The organism is Kocuria sp. p3-SID1428, from assembly GCF_025149945.1.
Classification (GTDB): domain Bacteria; phylum Actinomycetota; class Actinomycetes; order Actinomycetales; family Micrococcaceae; genus Kocuria.
The window spans coordinates 1-18938 of record NZ_JALXVH010000012.1 but is presented as its reverse complement, the minus strand read 5'-3'; the positions used below and the strand labels follow the sequence as shown (position 1 = coordinate 18938).

The window sequence follows — 18938 nt, the reverse complement described above, 5'->3', positions numbered from 1 at the left end:
CGGGCCCCTCAGAGGGCGCCCTGGAACCCGTTCTGGCGCCAGGCCTCGTAGACGGCGATCGAGACGCTGTTGGCGAGGTTCAGCGACCGGCGGGCCGGCAGCATGGGGATGCGGATCTCCCGCGTGACGTGCGGATCCGCCTTGTGCTGCTCCGACAGGCCCACGGATTCGCGACCGAACATCATGACGTCGTCGTCGCGCCACTGCACGGAGGTGTGCGAGGACGTTCCGGTGGTGGTGAAGGCGAAGACGCGCTGCGGGCGCAGCGCCTCCCAGGCGGCCTGGAGATCGGCGTGGACGTGCATGCCCGCGAGGTCGTGGTAGTCGAGCCCGGCACGGCGCAGCTTGGCGTCGTCGAAGTCGAAGCCCAGCGGCTCGACCAGGTGCAGCTGGGCACCCGTCACCGCCGAGAGCCGGATGACGTTGCCCGTGTTGCCGGGGATCTCGGGTTCCACCAGAAGCATGCGCACCATGGGCCCAGAGTCTACGGGCGCTGCGCGGCTGCTCGGACCCGGTAGCGCGTGAGCAGCATCGAGCCGTCGCGCAGCACCTGGCTCAGCTCGAGTCGCTGCGGATCGATCGAGGCGCCGAGCAGGCCTGCCTCGGTCGGCCCGGCGAGCACGGGGGACAGGCTCAGATGCAGCTCGGCGATCCGCCCCGCGCTCAGCCAGACGGCCAGCACGGAGGGACCGCCCTCGCTGTGGATGCGCTGCCAGCCGCGGCGGGCGAACAGCTCGTGGGCCGCCTGCGCATCGACACCGCCCGCGCCGTCGTCGAGCACCTCGACGCCGGCCACCTCCTGGAGCGCCTCTCTCCGACGCGGGGAGGCCGCGGCGCCGGTGAGGATCAGCGGGCGCACGGGAGCCTCGACCAGGAAGGCCGAGGCCGGATCGAGGTCCAGGCTGCGCGAGACGACCACGAGCACGGGGTGATCCGTCATCCCGCGGGACCGCCGCCAGGCCACGGAGTCCTCGGCCACCCGCAGCCCGCCGTAGCCCTCCTCGCGCAGGGTCCCGGCGCCGATGACGACGGCGTCGACCACGCTGCGCTGCACATCCATGAGCTTCTGATCCGCAGGAGAGGACAGACCGCCGGAGACCGCGCCCAGCACGGCGGAGCCGTCGAGCGAGCTGATCATCATGGCCCCGGAGCCCTCGGAGACGGCAGGCCAGGTGCGCGCGTAGTCCTCGCGCAGCTCGTCGAGGCTCGGGACGCCGGGGTCGGGCCAGATCCGCTCGATCGCGGTGACCTCGCGGGACTCAGCCATGGTCTGCTCCTGTGTTGTGGACAGCTTGGATCGGCTCCCGCAGGCCCAGGATCGCGGCCGCCATGTCGAGGGCGCGGCGGGCCGGGGCGGATTCGTGCATCCGGAAGATCCGAGCGCCGTTCAGGGCGCAGACCACCGCGGCTGACAGCGATCCCTCCAGGCGCTGCTCGCGCGGCAGGCCCAGGGACTCGCCCACGAAGTCCTTGTTGGACACCGCCGCCAGTGTGGGATGGCCCAGGCCCGTGATCTCGCCCAGACGCCGCGTCAGCTCGAGCGAGTGGATGGTGGTCTTGTGCAGGTCGTGGCCGGGATCGACGATCAGCCGATCGGCTGCGATGCCGCGCTCCAGCGCATGATCGACCCGCCGGGCCAGGAACTCGCGCACCTCGGCGACCACGTCGTCGTAGTGCGGGGCCGGCACCGGGGTGCGCGGGCCGCCGCGGCCGGTCAGGGAGTGCGTGACGATCACGTGGGCGTCGCGCTCGCGGATCACCTCGGCGAGCTCGGGATCCCAGAACCCGGTGGTGTCGTTGACCACGTGGGCACCGGCGGCCAGGCAGGCATCGGCCACCGACGCGTGGAAGGTGTCGACCGAGAGGATCAGCCCAGGACGATGCTGGGCCAGCTGCTCGATGACCGGAACCACGCGCTCGGCCTCGAGCCGCGGATCCAGGGGCTCGCCCGCGGCGAAGGGCACGCCGCCGACGTCGACCCAGTCGGCTCCCTCCTGGGCGTGGCGCAGCCCGGCGGCCACGGCTGCCTCGAGCTCGAAGGTCCGGCCGCGGTCGTAGAAGGAGTCGGGGGTCCGATTGACGATGCCCATGACCAGCAGGTCGCGGCGGAAGTCGATCCGCCGCCCGGCCAGGCTGCGCACCGGATGCCGCAGGGCGGGCACCCCGTCGGCGGGGTTCGGGGGCACGGAGCTCGGTGCGGCGGTCACATCGGTCACGGTAGCCCGTCGGGGCGGCTCCCTACACTGGCCGCGTGTCCGATCCGCAGCCCCCCGCCCAGCCCGCCGGGCCCGTCTACCTCGATCACGCCGCCACGCACCCGGTCCTGCCGGCGGCGGCCCGTGCCGTGCACGAACAGCTGCTGCGCGGCGGCAACCCGTCCTCGCTGCACGCCTCCGGGCGCGCGGCCCGTCGCGTGCTGGAGGAGTCGCGGGACACGATCGCCGCGGCGGTGGAGGCCGACCCGGTCGAGATCATCCTGACCTCGGGCGGCACCGAAGCCGACAACCTGGCCGTGACCGGTCTCTGGGAGGCTCGCACCGCTGAGGATCCGGGCCGAGACCGGGTGATCGTATCGAGCATCGAGCACCCGGCGGTCCAGGAGCCGGCCGAGCATCTGGCCCGGCACCGCGGCGCGCAGCTCGAGCTGCTCGAGGTCGACGGGCTCGGCCGCACAGATCCCGCTGCGCTGCGCGAGATGCTCGCCCGCGATCCGGGCTCAGTGGCCCTGGTGGCCGTCATGTGGGCGAACAACGAGGTCGGCACGGTCCAGCCGATCGCGCAGCTGGCAGAGGTCTGCGCCGAGTTCCAGGTCCCGCTGCACGTGGACGCCGTCCAGGCGCTGGGTGCGCTGCCGGTCAGCTCCCGGCTCCCCGGGCTGACCACGCTGGCGGTGTCCGGGCACAAGATCGGGGCACCGGTGGGCAGCGGGGCGCTCGTGGTGGGGCGCGGCGCTCAGATGGCCCCGCTGCTGCACGGAGGCGGGCAGCAGCGCGGGCTGCGCCCCGGGACCCTGGATGCGGCCGGTGCGGCGGGCTTCGCGGCCGCCGTGCGGGAGGCCACGGCCGATCTGCCCGGGGAGTCGCAGCGCCTGGCGCAGCTGCGCGATCGGCTCATCGACGGCATCCGGGCGGCCGTGCCTCAGGCCGTGCTGCGCGGGCCGCTGGAGAGTCCGCACACCGGGCAGCGCCTGCCCGGCAACGTCCACTTCACGTTCCCTGGCTGCGAGGGAGATTCCCTGCTCTTCCTGCTGGATGCCGCCGGATTCGCCACCTCGACAGGATCGGCCTGCACTGCAGGTGTCCCGCGCCCGTCGCGGATCCTGCTGGCCATGGGACTGGATGAGGTCACGGCCCGCGGGGCACAGCGCTTCACCCTGGGGCGGGGCACCACCGCCTCGGACGTCGACGCCCTGATCGCCGCACTGCCGCAGATCCACGACCGTGCCCTGGCGGCAGGGCTGTCCGGGACCTGACCGGGCGCGCCCTCGCCGGGACGCCGTGAGCAGCCGAGGGGAGGACAGGGCCGCTCTCGTACCGCTACCCTGGAGGGCTGATCCGCCGGGTCCCGGCGGTCCTGCCGATCCTCGAACAGCCCGAAGCACTGTAAGGAGACCCCATGCGCGTCCTGGCAGCCATGTCCGGGGGAGTGGACTCCGCCGTTGCCGCGGCTCGTGCCGTGGAGGCCGGGCACGACGTCACCGGCGTGCACCTGGCGCTGAATCGCATGCCCGGCACGCTGCGCACCGGCTCGCGCGGGTGCTGCACGGTCGAGGACTCCAACGACGCCTGGCGGGCCGCCGAGAAGCTGGGCATCCCGTTCTACGTGTGGGACTTCTCCGAGCGCTTCCAGGCCGATGTGGTGGACGACTTCATCAGCGAATACGCCGCCGGACGCACCCCGAACCCGTGCCTGCGCTGCAACGAGAAGATCAAGTTCGAGGCCCTGCTCGACAAGGCCACGGCCCTGGGCTTCGACGCCGTGTGCACGGGCCACTACGCGAGCGTCGTCGAGGTCGACGGCCACCCGCAGCTGCACCGGGCCGCCGAGGACGCCAAGGACCAGTCCTACGTGCTGGGCGTGCTCGATGAGCAGCAGCTGCGGCACTGCCTCTTCCCGCTGGCGCCCACGCCGTCCAAGGCGCTCGTGCGCGAGGAGGCCCAGCGCCGCGGGCTGTCCGTGGCCGCCAAGCCGGATTCCCACGACATCTGCTTCATCCCCGACGGCGACACCCGCGGGTGGCTGGCCGAGCGGGTCGAGATGCGCCCCGGGGCCATCGTCGACGACGACGGCCGACACCTCGGCAGCCACGACGGAGCCCTGGCCTACACCGTGGGCCAGCGACGCGGCCTGCATCTCGGCACGCCGGCCGCCGACGGCAAGCCGCGCTTCGTGCTCGAGATCCGGCCCAAGACCGATGAGGTCGTGGTGGGTCCGCGCGAGCATCTGGCGGTCGACGAGATCCGCGGCATCCGCCTTTCCTGGGCGGGGCGGCCCGTGCCCGAGTTCGAGCGCTTCCAGCGGCGCAGCCAGCGCAGCCCGGGGCAAGCCTCCGAGGACGTCGAGGTCCAGGTCCAGGTCCGCGCCCACGGCGAGGCGCTGCCCGGTCGGGCCCGGCTCGAAGACGTCGCCGAAGACGGCCAGCTGCGCACTGAGCTGGTGCTCGAGCTCGACGAGCCCCTGTCCGCTGTGGCCCCTGGGCAGTCGGCCGTCGTCTACCAGGGCACCCGAGTGCTCGGGCAGGCCACGATCGCCTCCGCTCGCGCGGCCTCCCGGGCCTCCTCGCCCGCCCGCTGACCTAGGATCGAGGTCATGAGCTCCGACGACCAGACTGCCAGCGCCGCGGCCTCGGCCGAGTCCCTCGGGACGGAAGAGGCCCTCGCCCAGCTGCGCGCCATGCGCGGCACCATCGACAATCTCGACACCGTGCTCGTCAACGTGCTGGCCGAGCGCTTCAAGGCCACCCAGAGGGTCGGCGAGCTCAAGGCAGCCCATGACCTGCCGGCCGGGGACCCGCAGCGCGAGGCCCAGCAGATCGAGCGCCTGCGCCGCCTGGCCCAGGACGCCGAGCTGGATCCGGAGTTCGCGCAGAAGATCCTCAGCTTCATCATCAGCGAGGTCATCCGCCACCACGAGCGCATCGCGGAGGAGCACCGCGCAGGAACCGAGCAGTGAGCTCCCTCGCCGTCGGCCGGTCTCAGGAGCCGACCCGCACGCGCGCCACCGTCGTGGGCGGGCTGCCCGGGACCGAGGCGCTCGAGGCCTTCACCGTCCTGCGCGGTGAGCTCGGCGCGCCGCATCGCAGCGGGCTGCTGCCCCTGCCGCAGCGCTCGGCGGCCGCAGACGACCTGCCGCGCACGGTCGCCGTGCTCACGGAGCTGTGGTGCGACCTGCAGCCGCACGGCTGGCGCCTGCAGCGCCACGACTCCCAGGACTCGCGGGCCGCCCGGTCCCTGCTGGCCAGCGACCTCAACGCCCTGGCCGATGTGATCGGCGCCGAGTCAGACGGAGACCTCGAGCCGGTGACCACGCAGCTGCTGGGCCCGGCCACCCTGGCCGCCCGCCTGCATCTCCACGGCGGGGAGCGGGTCCTGCGCGATCACGGCGCCCGTCGCGACCTGGTCGACTCGCTGGCCGACGGCCTCGGCGAGCACCTGGCAGCGCTGCGCCAGTCGCTCGGCCCGCGCGGGATCGTGGTGCGCTTCGCCGAGCCGGAGCTGCTTCGCGTGCTCGAGGGCCGGATTCCCACCGCCAGCGGCTATCAGACCCTGCGGGCGGTGCCCTGGGCGGAGATCCGCGAGGGGCTCGCGCGAGTGGTGGAGGCCGCGCGAGCGGCAGGGGCGCAGAGCGTCGAGCTGCAGATCCCGGACGGCCTGGAGCCCGCACGCATCCTGGCGATCGGCGCGGATCGGCTCGTGCTGACCGCCCCCGGGTCCGATGCCCGCGACTGGGAGCCGCTGGCGGAGATCCAGGACTCCGGCACTGGCCTGAGCCTGCTGCTGCCACATCTGGCCGACAGTCTCGCCCAGCCCTTCTCGACCGCTAGGGAGGTCGAGGCGATCGCCCAGCCGCTCAGCGAGGTGGGAGTGCCGCTGCGGGAGCTCTCGCGGCTGATGATCGCCGTGGGGCCCGGGCTCGAGGATCTGTCCCCGGATCGGCTGCCAGTCGTGCTCGGCCGTGCTGCGGACCTCGCCCACGGGCTCGAGGAGACCGCACGGGAGTCCTGAGCGCGGGGGCGAGCACCCCAGGGCGGGTCCGCCTCCGCGACGCCCCGCAGCTGCGTTGTCTGCCGGCCGGCGGCGGAGCTGACATGATGGGAGCGCCCACCCGCGCTCGGCCAGGTCGCCGAGCTGCCGCAGGGGTCCGGGCAGATGTCGCGAAGCAGAGAGGCGGTCCCGTGGCCAAGGCGAAGATCCTCGTGGTGGATGATGATGCAGCACTGGCGGAGATGATCGGCATCATTCTCAACGCCGAGAACTACGAGACGATCTTCTGCGCCGATGGAGCGGAGGCCGTGGGGGCCTTCCGCCAGGCCGATCCGGATCTGGTGCTGCTCGATCTCATGCTGCCCGGCAAGGACGGCATCCAGATCTGCAGCGAGGTCCGGGAGTTCTCGGACACCTCGATCGTGATGCTGACGGCCAAGTCCGACACCGACGACGTCGTGCGCGGTCTGGAGGCCGGCGCCGATGACTACATCCCCAAGCCCTTCAAGCCCGCCGAGCTGCTGGCTCGCGTGAAGGCGCGCCTGCGCCCGGGATCGCGCGCCACCTCGACCGAGCTCGTGGTCGGCGACGTCACCGTGGACATCACCGGCCACCGCGTGCTGCGCGGGCAGGAGGAGATCCCCCTGACACCGCTGGAGTTCGAGTTGCTGGCGACCCTGGCGCGTTCGCCCGAGCAGGTCTTCACCCGCGACATGCTGCTGCGCCAGGTGTGGGGCTATCACAAGGCCGCCGACACCCGGCTGGTCAATGTCCACGTCCAGCGGCTGCGCTCCAAGGTCGAGCGCGACCCCGAGAACCCGCAGATCGTCGTGACCGTGCGCGGCGTCGGCTACCGCGCCGGCCACGAGCACCGCTGAGCCCGGCTCGGGTCCTCTTGCCATGACCGATCTCTCCTCGCCCGCAGGCTCCCGCGGCTCCTCCGCGGGAGCCGAGGCGCGCCCGGGGGAGGATCCGGCCGGACCCACGCTGCCGGTGGGCATCGTGGATGCCCCCGAGCAAGCGCCGATCGCCCAGGCCGAGCCGGGCTCCCGCGGCAGGCGGCGTCGATACCGCGGCTTGATCGGCGGAGCTCGCCTGCGCCTGCGGCTGGTGCTGCGTCGCTGGCGGCACTCCCTGCAGTTCCGAGCGGTGTCGATCGCGCTGATCGGGGTCCTGGTCGTCTTCCTGGTCACGGGCAGCTTCCTGTCCCACCAGATCTCCGAGCGGCTGTTCACCGACGCCCTGGGCCAGGCGCTGAGCCAGTCCGAGGCCGACTACCGCAGCGTGCAGGCCAGCTTCGACGCCTCGGAGGGCGGCGATCAGGCCCAGCTGCAGACCCTCGTGTCCTCGACGCTGAGCGGGCTGAACTCCGGCAGCGACCGTGAGCGCAGCCGCTGGGTGCTGCTTCCGCTGCTCAGCGACGGCGAGACGAGCGACGACGCCCTGCCGCCGCAGGCCGAGACGAGCTGGATGGGCGAGCAGACCATCCCGGAGGAGCTCCAGGAGGAGGTCTCGGACAGCGCCGGTGTCGACGAGAGCATGTACTGGCAGTCCAGCTCGGCGCAGATCGACGAGGGCGGGCTGCAGGTGCCCGTCGTGATCGTCGGGCAGGTGGTCGAGCCCAGGCAGGGCTCGCCGTACGGGCTGTACTTCGTCCATGACTTCGAACAGCCCCAGCGCACCCTGGATGCCATGCACGCGGTGCTGCTGCTGGCCACCCTGGTCCAGGCGCTGCTGGTCTCGGGCGTGGTCTGGTACGTGACCCGCGAGATCGTGCGCCCGGTGACCAACACGGCGCGGTCCTCCGAGTCGCTGGCCGACGGCAACCTCGATGCCCGCATGCAGGTCCACGGCTCGCACGAGGTCGCCCGCCTCGGCAGGTCCTTCAACCGCATGGCCGACAACCTGGCGGATCAGATCACCCGGCTCGAGCAGCTCTCGTCCATGCAGCAGACCTTCGTCTCGGACGTCTCCCACGAGCTGCGCACGCCGCTGACCACGGTGCGCATGGCCGCGGAGGTCCTGCACAATGCCCGCGACGAGTTCGACCCCGTCAACCGGCGCTCCGCGGAGCTGCTGTACCACCAGGTGGACCGCTTCGACGTCCTGCTGGCCGATCTGCTCGAGATCTCCCGCTTCGATGCCGGTGCCGCGCGCCTGGAGATCACCGGGGTCAACATCATCCAGCAGATCACCGGGGTGCTCGAGACCACGGCGCCGCTGGCCGCCAACGCCGACACCGTGATCCGGCTGCACACCGACCGCCAGCGGATCCTGGTGCAGATGGACCAGCGCCGCATCGAGCGCATCCTGCGCAACCTGGTGGTCAACGCGATCGAGCACGGCGAGGGCCGCCCGATCGACATCGTCGTGCGGGCCTCGGACAACGCCGTGGCCGTGGCCGTGCGCGATCACGGCATCGGCCTCACCGAGGAGCAGACGGCCAAGGTCTTCGACCGCTTCTGGCGAGCGGATCCGGCGCGGGCGCGCACCACCGGGGGCACGGGTCTGGGGCTGTCGATCTCGGCCGAGGACACGCGCCTGCACGGCGGCTGGCTCGATGCCTGGGGCTCGCCGGGCGAGGGCGCCTGCTTCCGGCTGTCCCTGCCGCTGCTGCAGTCGCGACCGCTGTCCGAGGACGACGTCCCGCCGGTCGATCTCCCGCCGGATCCCGAGGCCACGCCCGTGGTCGGCGTGGTGACCGACACCGGCACGATGGTCGCCATCCCGCTGGATCAGGATTCGGTGGTCTCGCGCTCGACCGGTCAGCTGCAGCTCTCGCAGATCCGTCGGGCGAGCGAGGACGCCGAGACCCCGGACGGAGAGGACCAGGCCTCCCCGGAGTCGTCGCAAGCCTCGGAGCAGGACGGGACGGCGGGCGCCGGGCCGGCTCCGTCGGCCACGGCGCACGAGGCGATCGACGGGACGCTCGTGGGGGCCTCGGCGGCCGGGCGCTCGGAGGGCGGCCCTCGCTACACCCCGGTGACCACGGAGGCGGCAGGACTCGACCCCTCCGCCGATCCCGCTGACAAGCCGTCCGACGGCCCGGATCTGCGCCGCGTCGCGCTGGAGGGCGCGGATAGCGCATCTGAGCCCCATGGGCCGGTCGGCGGGACGGCCTTCCGCGATGCCGAGGCCGGGCAGCCGCCGTCAGCCTTCGTCGAGGAGGACGACCTGGACGAGTCCTACGAGGACCTGTTCCCGGATGACACCGGCGAGCTGCCTGCCTTCCGCGATCTGCCCGATCCCGAGCTCGGCGACACCGAGGGCGCCGGCGCCGCCGAGCCGCACAGCGACCACGACGACGACGGAAGGAGCTCCTGATGAGCCAGGACACCGCCTCTGCGCGGGCAGGGGGCGAGCGCCGCCGGCGAGTGCGCCTGGCGCTGTCGATGGGTGTGGTCGGCTCCCTGGTGCTGGGCGGCTGCGCGTCCATCCCCACGTCCGGGCCCGTGCACGTGGCCGAGCCGCCCACCCCCGCGACCCCCGACGAGGCGGAGCCCGAGTTCGCGGCCCCTGCCCCGGGGGCGAGTCCCGAGCAGATCGTGACCGACTTCCTGGCGGCGGGGCAGGGCGCGGCCGAGGACTATGCCGCGGCTCGTCGGTACCTGGCCCCGGAGCTGGCCGACAGCTGGCACCCGGGACAGCAGACCTTCGTGTTCTCCGGCGAGGCAGGGATCCAGCAGGGGCTCGAGGACGATCAGGTGCGCGTCAGCGTGGACACCCGTGCCGAGATCGACGTCAACGGGATCATGAATCGGCAGGAGCCCGGCACGACCGATGAGTTCGACCTCGAGCTCACCCGGGTCGATGGCGAGTGGCGCATCTCCGAGGCCCCGGACGCCGTGCTCATCCCGGCCTCGAACCTCGATGACGTGTATCAGCCCTACAACCTGTACTTCATGACGCTCGACGGCAGATATGCCGTGCCGGACTCCCGCTGGTTCCCGGATCGACCCGTGGTCTCCACGCAGCTCATGCGCGCACTGCTCAACGGCCCGGCTCCCTACCTGGACGGTGCGGTGCGCTCCGAGATCCCGGAGGGCGCGCAGCTGGCCGAGGGTTCCACCGTTCCCGTCCAGGACGGCGAAGCCTCGGTCGAGCTGACCATCCCCGACTTCAGCACCGCGGACCTGGAGACCACGCAGGGCATGTACGGGCAGATCCTGCTCACCCTGCAGGATCTCGAGACGGTCGACACCCTCGGCATGACCGTCAACGACTCGGCCGTGGAGCTGGCGCCGGGCGCTGCCGCTGAGCTTCCCGGGACAGTGGCGGGGGTGCCGGGGCGTCAGATCGCGCTGCGCGATGAGGAGCTCGTGTTCCATCAGGGCGGGCAGATCAGCCCTGTTCCGCAGCTGGCAGATGCCCTCGAGGGCCGCTCGCCCACGGCACCGGCCATGGGCAGGGAGATGGACCGGTTCGCGGCGCTGAGCGATGGCGACGAGACCATGGTGACCTTCTCCTCCGCGGATCCTGAGGTCGTGGAGCGCGTGAGCGGATCCGGGCTGAGCGATCCGTCCGTGGATGATCACGGCTGGGCCTGGACCGCAGATGACGAGGGGACGGTCCGAGTCGCCAACATCGACGAGCCCGGACGCAGCGCCGAGCAGGTGCAGGCGGATTCGCTGGAGGGCATCCCGATCGCCAGCCTGCGCGTGGCCCGCGGCGGCACCCGGGCGCTGATCCTCACCGACGAGGGCGACGACTCCCGGATCCTGCTGGCCGGCATCATCCGCAGCGGCGACGGGGAGCCGGTGCGGCTGAACGATCCGCAGATGGTAGATCTGGGTGCCGTGGAGCCCCCGGCCTACGCCGCGTGGATCAGCGATACGGCGTTCGTGGCGGCCGCTGAGCGCGACTCCAGCAGCACGCCGCAGGTCTACGACATCTCGGGTCGCCACCGCAGCCTGCCGACGGTCGTCGACGGCGTGCAGAACATCGCCGGCGGGGACGGCGAGGGCGAGATCTACGTGGAGAGCGCCGGCGAGCTGCGCCTGCTCACCGGTGAGGCCTGGTCCCCGCAGACCGACGAGATCTCGGACGTGGCCTACGCGGGCTGAGCCCTCGACCGGCCGGCAGTCCTCCACAGGCTGGTGCTCGTCCGGGGGGCGGGGTGCTGCGTCCCGTGCCCGTCGTCGGGGCGAGCGCACCTCCGGCGCTTGCGGGACCCTGCGCCCATGAACTCTCCTGAGACACCACGACGGCACCCCGGTCGCAGCCTCGGCGCCGACTCCTTCGCAGCGGGCATGGCCCGAGCGGCGCAGACGGCGGTGCGTGGGATCGAGCCGCTCGTGCCGGTCCAGTGCGCGGTGTGCCGGGAGCCGGGAGAGTCGGTGTGCCGCCCGTGTCGGCGCCTGCTGCACCGCAGCTGCTCGCGGCCCCGTCGGGCGGAATCCGGCTCCGCCCAGCTCGCGGGTCTGCCGGTCGTGGCCGCCGGGGCGTATGAGTTCGAGCTGGCGGTGTGCCTGATGGCCTTCAAGGACGGCGGCAGGGCCGATCTGCTCGCTGTGCTCGCCCCGATCCTCGCCCGCGCCGTGCGCGTCGGGCTCGGGGAGGGCGCGCAGGGGCAGGTGCTCGTGCCGATCCCCACCTCGGCGGCGGCGCTGCGGCGCCGCTGGTCCGATCCCGTGGGTGAGCTGCTGGCCCGGGCTGGTCGGCAGGGCCTGCTGCCGACGGGAGTGCGCGTGGAGCCGTGGCTCGGACACCGCACCCGCACCGCTGCGGCGGCACTGCGCCGCGGCGACGTGGCGCACTCGGGTGCGCAGAAGACACGCGATGCCGCCGCACGTGCTCGGGCCGAGGACCCCTTCGTGCTGCAGCGCCCATGGCGACGGCTGCGCTGTGCGGTGCCGGACTCCGTGGTGCTCGTCGATGACGTCCTCACCACCGGCTCAACGCTGTCCCGGGCGGCACGGCGGCTTCAGACCGGCGGCATCGCGGTGCGCGGGGCAGTCGTGCTGGGCGCGGTGGGCGCCCCCACGGCCCTCGGGGTCCGTGCCGGGAGCGAATCACCGGCGACGGGTGGGTGAATCGCATGTGTGAGCCGGGTAATATTCTGTTACCGGGACCCCTAGTCCCGGGCGGAGGTCGCCCTCGTCGGCCGCCGCAGGGTCTACCGCGGATGATCCCGTGTGCTGCGGGAGCCAGTCCGCTGACTGGGAGGACATCATGGAACTCACCATCCAGGGCCGCAACGTCACCATCTCCGATCGCTTCCGCGACTACGTCGGGACCAAGGTCGTGAGGTTCGAGGAGCTGGGCGACAAGGTCCAGCGGATCGAGATCAAAGTCCTCAAGGAGAATCCCCAGCCCGGTCACGACGGCATGCGCGTGGAGGCCACCGTGATCGGCCGCGGTCCCGTGGTGCGTGCGGAGGCCCGCGGCGATGACAAGCAGGCCGCCTTCGATGCCGCCTACGCCAAGCTCATCGAGCAGCTGCGCCGCGCGCGCGACCGCCGAAAGATCCACCGCGGCAACCACCGTCCCACCGCCGTGCACGAAGCGACCGCCGCGCTTCCGGTCATGCCGATCGGGGAGCGGCCCTACGCCTCCCAGGAAGAGCTCTCGGCCGCTGAGTCCGAGGCCTTCGACACCGAGTACGCGCTCAGCGAGGACGTGCCGCCCGTCGAGATCCGACGCAAGTCCTTCCCCGCCGAGCGGATGAGCGCTGACCAGGCCATCGACCGCATGGAGCTCGTGGGCCACGATTTCTTCCTCTACATCGACTCGGCCACCGATGAGGCCTCGGTGGCCTACCGGCGCAAGGGCTGGGAATACGGTGTGATCTCCCTCAGCGCCTCGGCGCTCGAGCCGGAGACCGTGGAGGAGAGGGCGTACCAGGCCAGCTGATCGGGGCCGTCTCCCAGCTTGATGGCGCGGTCGGCACAGGCAGGTCGGCCCTCGAGCTCAGCGCACGGCAGACGCGACCGGGCTCTCCCGGTCGCGTCTGCCGCCATGGGCTCTGCCGTACACTGTCCTGAGTCGTCGGCCGACCCCACGGCCTCGGACCGGGGAGCCCGTCGCGGGAGAGTCCGTGACGGCTCTCGGATCGATCACGGCGACTCAGCCCCCACGATCAAGGAGCGTGTTCCCGTGGCGTCCATTCTGGAGAAGGTGCTCCGGACCGGCGACAAGAAGGTCCTTCGCCGTCTGCGGTCCTATGCCGATGCGATCAACACGCTCGAGGACGGCTTCAGCTCGTTCACCGACGCCGAGCTGCGCGCCGAGACGGACGCCTTCCGCCAGCGCGTCCAGGATGGCGAGTCCCTGGACCGCATGCTCCCGGAGGCCTTCGCCGTGGTCCGCGAGGCCTCGCATCGGGTTCTGGGCAAGCGCCACTACGACGTCCAGCTCATGGGCGGGGCCGCGCTGCACCTGGGCAACATCGCCGAGATGAAGACCGGCGAGGGCAAGACCCTGGTCGCCACCGCACCGGCATACCTCAACGCGCTGTCCGGCAAGGGCGTGCACGTCATCACGGTCAACGACTACCTGGCCTCCTCCCAGGCGGAGCAGATGGGCCGTGTCTACAGGTTCCTGGGCATGGAGACCGGCACGATCCTGGCGGGTCAGTCCCCGGAGGTGCGCCGAAAGCAGTACGCCGCGGACATCACCTACGGCACGAACAACGAGTTCGGCTTCGACTACCTGCGCGACAACATGGCCTGGTCGGTCGACGAGCTCGTGCAGCGTGGGCACAACTTCGCGATCGTCGATGAGGTCGACTCGATCCTCATCGACGAGGCCCGCACTCCGCTGATCATCTCCGGTCCCGCCTCCGGCGAGGCCAATCGCTGGTACTCGGTCTTCGCCTCGCTCGTCGATCGGCTGGAGCTGGACGAGGACTACGAGGCCGATGAGAAGAAGCGCACCGTCTCCGTGCTGGAGCCCGGCATCGACAAGGTCGAGGACTGGCTGGGCATCGAGAACCTCTACGACACCGCCAACACCCCGCTGATCGGTTTCCTGAACAACGCCCTGAAGGCCAAGGAGCTGTTCACCCGGGACAAGGACTATGTCGTCATCAAGGGCGAGGTCCAGATCGTCGACGAGCACACCGGGCGCATCCTGAAGGGCCGGCGCTACAACGAGGGCCAGCACCAGGCCATCGAGGCCAAGGAGAAGGTGAAGGTCAAGCCGGAGAACCAGACCATGGCCACCATCACCCTGCAGAACTACTTCCGCCTCTACGACAAGCTCGGCGGCATGACCGGCACCGCCGAGACCGAGGCCGCCGAGTTCATGAACACCTACGATCTCGGTGTGGTGGCCATCGAGACCAACCGCCCCATGATCCGGGAGGACCGGGAGGACCTGGTCTACAAGAACGAGGTCGTGAAGTTCGCGGCCGTGGTCCAGGACATCGAGCAGCGCCACGAGACCGGCCAGCCCATCCTGGTGGGCACCACCTCGGTGGAGAAGTCCGAGTACCTCTCCAAGCTGCTGTCCAAGCGCGGCATCAAGCACGAGGTCCTCAACGCCAAGAACAACGAGCGCGAGGCCGCCATCGTGGCCCAGGCCGGGCGCAAGGGATCTGTCACGGTGGCGACCAACATGGCCGGTCGCGGTACCGACATCATCCTGGGCGGCAACGCCGAGGCGATCGCCATGGAGCGCATGAAGGAGCTCGGCCTGGACCCCGATCGGGACCCGGAGGGCTATGAGCAGAAGTGGCCCGAGGTCCTGGAGGCCGCGGAGCAGGAGATCGGCGACGAGCACGAGACGGTCAAGGAGCTCGGCGGGCTGTACGTGCTGGGCACGGAGCGCCACGAGTCCCGCCGCATCGACAACCAGCTGCGCGGGCGCGCGGGACGTCAGGGCGATCCCGGCGAATCGCGGTTCTACCTGTCGCTGAACGATGACCTGATGCGCCTGTTCAATGCCGGCGGCGCCTCCCGTCTGATGGCCAATGCGGCCGAGGACACCGCCCTGGAGTTCCGGATCGTCTCCCGGGCGATCGCCTCGGCGCAGAACATGGTCGAGGGCCGCAACGCCGAGCAGCGCAAGAACGTCCTGAAGTACGACGACGTCCTCAACCGCCAGCGCACGGCGATCTACGCAGATCGCCGCCGCATCCTGGAGGGGCACGACCTGCAGGACCAGGTGCAGCAGTTCCTCCGGGAGGTCGTGGGCTCGATCGTGGTCGAGAAGACCAGCTCCGGACACCCCGAGGACTGGGACCTGGACGCGCTGTGGGAGTCCCTGCGCACGGTCTATCCGGTCTCCGTGTCCCAGGAGGAGCTGATCGAGGAGGCCGGCGGACGCGACAAGCTCAGCACCGAGTTCCTGCGGGAGCAGCTGATCTCGGATGCCGAGGTCGTCTATGAGGAGCGCGAGGAGCAGATCGGCTCCGAGGCCATGCGCAATCTCGAGCGCCGTGTGGTCCTGTCCGTGCTGGGCCGCAAGTGGCCCGAGCATCTCTACGAGATGGACTACCTCAAGGACGGCATCGGGCTGCGGGCCATGGCCCAGCGCGATCCGCTGGTGGAGTACCAGCGCGAGGGTCACATCATGTACCAGAACCTGATGGACAGCATCCGCGAGGAGACGGTGACCTACCTCTTCTCGGTCGATCTCAGCTCGCAGCGCGCCCAGGCCGGCGGCGGTCCGCTGGGGGCGGGTCTGCCCAAGCAGCCGAAGTTCCTGCAGTACTCCGCCCCGAGCGAGAGCGGACGCGCGCAGGTGCGCACCGAGCGCAGCGGCGAGAAGGCCCCCGGGAGCTCTGCCCGGAGCAAGGCGAGCGCCTCGGTGCCGAGTGCGTCGTCGGTCTCGGATCCAGCCGCCGCAGGCGGCGAGGCTCCGGCTCAGCCGCGCTCGCGCGCCGAGCGCCGAGCCGCGGAGGCCAAGGCCGAGCGAGAGGCCAGGAAGCAGGCCTCCTCCGAGGACTGAGCGCGTTCCCCAGCGGAGAAGCCCCAGCGGGGCCGGGCAGGCGAGAGCGTCCGCGCCCGGCCCCGCTGCCGTTTCTCAGCAGGCGTGCGTGGGTGGCCTCACCCGATCTCCAGGACGGTGATGCGCCAGGCCTGCTCCTGCCGCTCGGCCCGCACGACGACCGCTCGTGAGCGGGCGTCATCGCAGATGACCAGGGCGGCCTCGTAGATGCCGTCACCCACCGGGCACACGCGCTGACTGCGGACCTCCGAGTGCTGATGGACGCGATGCACGGGGGCCTCCGCCGGCTCCAGACCTCGGCGCCGCTGCAGCAGGACGGCTCTGCGGTGCAGGCGATCCACGATCTCCGGTTCGGCCCAGCGGGAGAGCTGGCCGGCGGGCCGCGCACCGGCCAGGACCTCGACAGCGGCGACGGCGACAGCTCGGATCAGGGCAGTGGCGCGCTCACGCTCGGTGCCCGGGGTGATGGATCGCTGGGCGGCGCGCTGCTGCTGGCGCCATACGTAGGGGCGTGCGCTGCCTGAGGACGACGGGCGCTGCTCGGAGCGCGGGGTCGGCGGGCGGTGCGAGGTGATGGGCATGGCGGGCTCCTGGAACAGATAGGGATGGATGGGGGTGGAACAGGCGAGGTGTGTGAAGAGGGGCGGCGCTGCGGCGGCTCAGGACTCCGGCAGCAGCCGCGGCGGGACTTTCAGGACGGTTCCTGCGGCCACCCGGTCCGGGTCGCGGATCTGATCGGCGTTGGCCTCCCAGAGCAGCGGCCAGGACCGGGCGATCTCGGCCTCTGAGGCGTTCGGGCCCAGCAGCTGCCCGGTCAGGGACCACAGGCTCTCGCCGCCGCGCACGCACAGCGCGGACTCGGCCAGGCGATCCTGGATCCGTTCCGAAGTCGTCGGTGCCGCCGGTGCCGCTGCGGCTGCGGGCCGAGCGGGGGTCTCAGCTGCGATCGCCGCGCTCCACAGGGGGCTCACCGGCATGGCGGCCGCGACATCGGGGCTGTGGGCCTCGGGGCGGGGGCCGGCCTGCTGATCCTCCTCCGGTGCCGTCTGCTCAGACTGCGCGTGGGCCGTCGCGGGCAGGGCCCAGGCGCTCGCAGCGGCGCCGCTGCTGAGAAGCAGGGCCGCGCCGGCACCCAGGCCGCGCTGGGTGAAGGGCCCGGAGGCTCGAGGGGCCGTGCCTCGCTCGGCGGACGGCTCGGGGACCGGCGGGGGAGTGAAGCGGGCTGCGCACTGCACGGACATGGGTGCCTCCTGGCATCAGGTCACCGCCTCTGCGCATCGTGCCCGTGCCGATCGGTGCGGGTGTCAGATCATCGCTGAATCTGCCATGTGATGCCGTTTGGTGACGTTTGATGCTCACAGCTTCATCTGAGTGTCTGCTGGTGTCAATGAACGATGAATCTCACTATGACGTCATGAGACCGCGCCCTTTCGTAGACTCCGGGGAGGCTGACCTGCCGGTGGCCATGAGGGCGCTCCGGGGCTGGGCGACCGGGGATGGGGGAGCTGATGCGCTGGGATGAGCTGTTCGCGGACATGGAGGCGCAGCTGGCGGCCGAGCGCTTCCGGGATATGGAGCGCGAGGCAGCCGAGCTGACCCGTGCCGAGACCGCCGAGGCCCTGCTGCAGGACCGCTTCCTGGGCTGCGAGGGCGCGGCCGTGCAGGTGGGGCTGCGCGGGGGCTCCTCGGCGCGCGGCGAGGTGACCGGTGCCGGGATGGGGTGGGTCATGCTCCAGGACTCGGCCGTGGAGCTGCTGGTCCCCCTGGAATCGGTGCTGTGGGTCGAGGGGCTGGATCGGCGGCGCAGCGATCCGCAGCGGCGCAGCCGGCTGGGGCTGGGGCAGGCGGTGCGCGCCCTGGCCCAGGCCAGGGCGGCTGTGCGCGTCCTGCTGGTCGACGGGGTGCCCGGCGGATCGCTGGAGGGGACGATCGACCGGGCGGGGCGCGATCACCTGGATCTGGCGATGCATCCGGACGACGAGTTCCGGCGCCGTCGGGCGGTGCGCGCCATGCGCACGGTGCCTTTCTCGGCGATCGCCTGCGTGGTCTCGGAGCCCGTCGCGGCAGGCCGGGCCTGAGGCCCTCAGTCCAGGGAGGCGCCCGCTCGCACGGCCTGGGCCGTCTCCTGATGACGCTGCTCGACCCACTGCTCGAAGCGGGCCTTCTCGACCCGCCACTGACCGCGTCCGCCGACCTGGATCGCCGGCAGCTCGCCCGAGCGGACCATCGCACGAGCCTGGGAGGCCGAGATCGCGAGGATGTCGGCGACATCGGCCAGCGTGAGGAACTGCGGCTCTGCCATGGTGCTCTCCTGAGATTCCGGGATCGGGGTCCAGACCGGCTCCGATCGGGAACATTGTGCCATCCGGTGCCCCGAGGCGGGATGCGGTTGTGGAAGAACGGCTTGGAGGCATCTCGGCAGCGGATCCTGCGGGTCCCTGCGCGGAAGGGGCAGCAGCCGAGATCTGAGCGCAGTTGAAGTCATCGACTCGTCCACAGTTGAACTCGAGCTCTCCCGAGTCCGAGCTGCTCGGGTCACGATGAGCACAGGAACGCTGCGCCGAGCGCACGCAGATCCGATCGCAGCGCCCCGGACGGCCCGAGGCACCGTGCACAGTCCAGGAGGCCCACATGCCCAGATCCGGATCCACCACGGGATCCCGCGCGGTCTCCGGTGCCTCGAGCACCGACACGGCCGGGCGGCTGCGTCGTCCCGGCTGGCGCGAGCCGCGGCTGCTGGTGGGGCTCGGGCTCGTGGGGGGGGGGGGGGGGCCCCCCCCCCCCCCCCCCCCCCCCCCCGCCACTGGATGACGGGGGAGACGCTGACTCACACTGAGAGGCCAC

17 protein-coding genes are annotated in these 18938 nt (G+C 71.6%); 11 read left to right on the top strand and 6 right to left on the bottom strand.

Features of this window, described 5'->3' with window-relative positions:
* Positions 1 to 8 precede the first annotated feature (8 nt).
* From M3E84_RS04285 to folP, 3 genes are read right to left on the bottom strand one after another with little or no spacing between them, the layout of a single operon-like run.
* On the bottom strand, positions 9 to 473 hold the full coding sequence (locus tag M3E84_RS04285; protein WP_259894769.1) for a tRNA (cytidine(34)-2'-O)-methyltransferase: 465 nt from the start codon (positions 471 to 473) through the stop codon (positions 9 to 11).
* An 11-nt stretch (positions 474 to 484) separates the two neighbouring features.
* Positions 485 to 1267 carry a dihydrofolate reductase family protein gene (locus tag M3E84_RS04280; protein ID WP_259894768.1) on the bottom strand — a complete coding sequence of 261 codons (783 nt, stop codon included), beginning with the start codon at positions 1265 to 1267 and terminating at the stop codon, positions 485 to 487.
* Positions 1260 to 2216, bottom strand: a complete 957-nt coding sequence (gene folP / locus M3E84_RS04275; RefSeq protein ID WP_259894767.1) for a dihydropteroate synthase — start codon at positions 2214 to 2216, stop codon at positions 1260 to 1262. Before folP ends, M3E84_RS04280 begins: the two co-directional genes overlap by 8 nt.
* Positions 2217 to 2251: 35 nt before the next feature.
* On the opposite strand from folP, the gene M3E84_RS04270 reads away from it, so the two are divergent.
* The 10 genes from M3E84_RS04270 to secA all read left to right on the top strand — a co-directional run bounded on the left by M3E84_RS04270 (position 2252) and on the right by secA (position 16094).
* The gene (locus M3E84_RS04270) at positions 2252 to 3472 is read left to right on the top strand and encodes a cysteine desulfurase family protein (RefSeq protein WP_259894766.1); all 1221 of its coding nucleotides are present in this window, start codon (positions 2252 to 2254) and stop codon (positions 3470 to 3472) included.
* Between the two features lie 143 nt (positions 3473 to 3615).
* The gene (mnmA, locus tag M3E84_RS04265) at positions 3616 to 4794 is read left to right on the top strand and encodes a tRNA 2-thiouridine(34) synthase MnmA (protein WP_259894765.1); all 1179 of its coding nucleotides are present in this window, start codon (positions 3616 to 3618) and stop codon (positions 4792 to 4794) included.
* Positions 4795 to 4809: 15 nt separating this feature from the next.
* Entirely contained in the window at positions 4810 to 5172 is a 363-nt protein-coding gene (locus tag M3E84_RS04260) for a chorismate mutase (protein ID WP_259894764.1), read from the top strand.
* Entirely contained in the window at positions 5169 to 6224 is a 1056-nt protein-coding gene (locus M3E84_RS04255; RefSeq protein WP_259894763.1) for a hypothetical protein, read from the top strand. The genes M3E84_RS04260 and M3E84_RS04255 overlap by 4 nt, the downstream gene beginning before the upstream one ends.
* 170 nt (positions 6225 to 6394) lie before the next feature.
* Positions 6395 to 7081 carry an MtrAB system response regulator MtrA gene (mtrA, locus tag M3E84_RS04250; protein ID WP_259894762.1) on the top strand — a complete coding sequence of 229 codons (687 nt, stop codon included), beginning with the start codon at positions 6395 to 6397 and terminating at the stop codon, positions 7079 to 7081.
* A gap of 22 nt (positions 7082 to 7103) precedes the next feature.
* The gene (gene mtrB, locus M3E84_RS04245) at positions 7104 to 9527 is read left to right on the top strand and encodes an MtrAB system histidine kinase MtrB (protein ID WP_259894760.1); all 2424 of its coding nucleotides are present in this window, start codon (positions 7104 to 7106) and stop codon (positions 9525 to 9527) included.
* On the top strand, positions 9527 to 11266 hold the full coding sequence (locus M3E84_RS04240) for an LpqB family beta-propeller domain-containing protein (protein ID WP_259894759.1): 1740 nt from the start codon (positions 9527 to 9529) through the stop codon (positions 11264 to 11266). The genes mtrB and M3E84_RS04240 overlap by 1 nt, the downstream gene beginning before the upstream one ends.
* Positions 11267 to 11383: 117 nt before the next feature.
* Complete coding sequence (locus M3E84_RS04235; RefSeq protein WP_259894758.1) at positions 11384 to 12235, top strand: ComF family protein; 852 nt, start codon at positions 11384 to 11386, stop codon at positions 12233 to 12235.
* A gap of 139 nt (positions 12236 to 12374) precedes the next feature.
* The gene (gene hpf / locus M3E84_RS04230) at positions 12375 to 13055 is read left to right on the top strand and encodes a ribosome hibernation-promoting factor, HPF/YfiA family (RefSeq protein ID WP_259894757.1); all 681 of its coding nucleotides are present in this window, start codon (positions 12375 to 12377) and stop codon (positions 13053 to 13055) included.
* Positions 13056 to 13298: 243 nt separating this feature from the next.
* Positions 13299 to 16094: a preprotein translocase subunit SecA gene (gene secA, locus M3E84_RS04225; RefSeq protein WP_259894756.1), complete on the top strand. Its 2796-nt coding sequence runs from the start codon at positions 13299 to 13301 to the stop codon at positions 16092 to 16094.
* Positions 16095 to 16192: 98 nt separating this feature from the next.
* Here secA and M3E84_RS04220 read toward each other — a convergent pair whose 3' ends face one another.
* Together M3E84_RS04220 and M3E84_RS04215 are read right to left on the bottom strand one after the other, a co-directional pair.
* Positions 16193 to 16675 carry an Rv3235 family protein gene (locus M3E84_RS04220; protein ID WP_259894755.1) on the bottom strand — a complete coding sequence of 161 codons (483 nt, stop codon included), beginning with the start codon at positions 16673 to 16675 and terminating at the stop codon, positions 16193 to 16195.
* 78 nt (positions 16676 to 16753) lie between these two features.
* Complete coding sequence (locus M3E84_RS04215) at positions 16754 to 17335, bottom strand: LysM peptidoglycan-binding domain-containing protein (protein ID WP_259894754.1); 582 nt, start codon at positions 17333 to 17335, stop codon at positions 16754 to 16756.
* Positions 17336 to 17602: 267 nt separating this feature from the next.
* Here M3E84_RS04215 and M3E84_RS04210 point away from each other — a divergent pair, with 267 nt between their 5' ends.
* Positions 17603 to 18172 (top strand): hypothetical protein, encoded by a 570-nt coding sequence (locus M3E84_RS04210; RefSeq protein ID WP_259894753.1) that lies wholly within the window; start codon positions 17603 to 17605, stop codon positions 18170 to 18172.
* Positions 18173 to 18177: 5 nt separating this feature from the next.
* Here M3E84_RS04210 and M3E84_RS04205 read toward each other — a convergent pair whose 3' ends face one another.
* Positions 18178 to 18396, bottom strand: coding sequence for a helix-turn-helix domain-containing protein (locus M3E84_RS04205; protein WP_259894752.1), 219 nt, complete (start codon positions 18394 to 18396; stop codon positions 18178 to 18180).
* Positions 18397 to 18938: the final 542 nt, after the last annotated feature.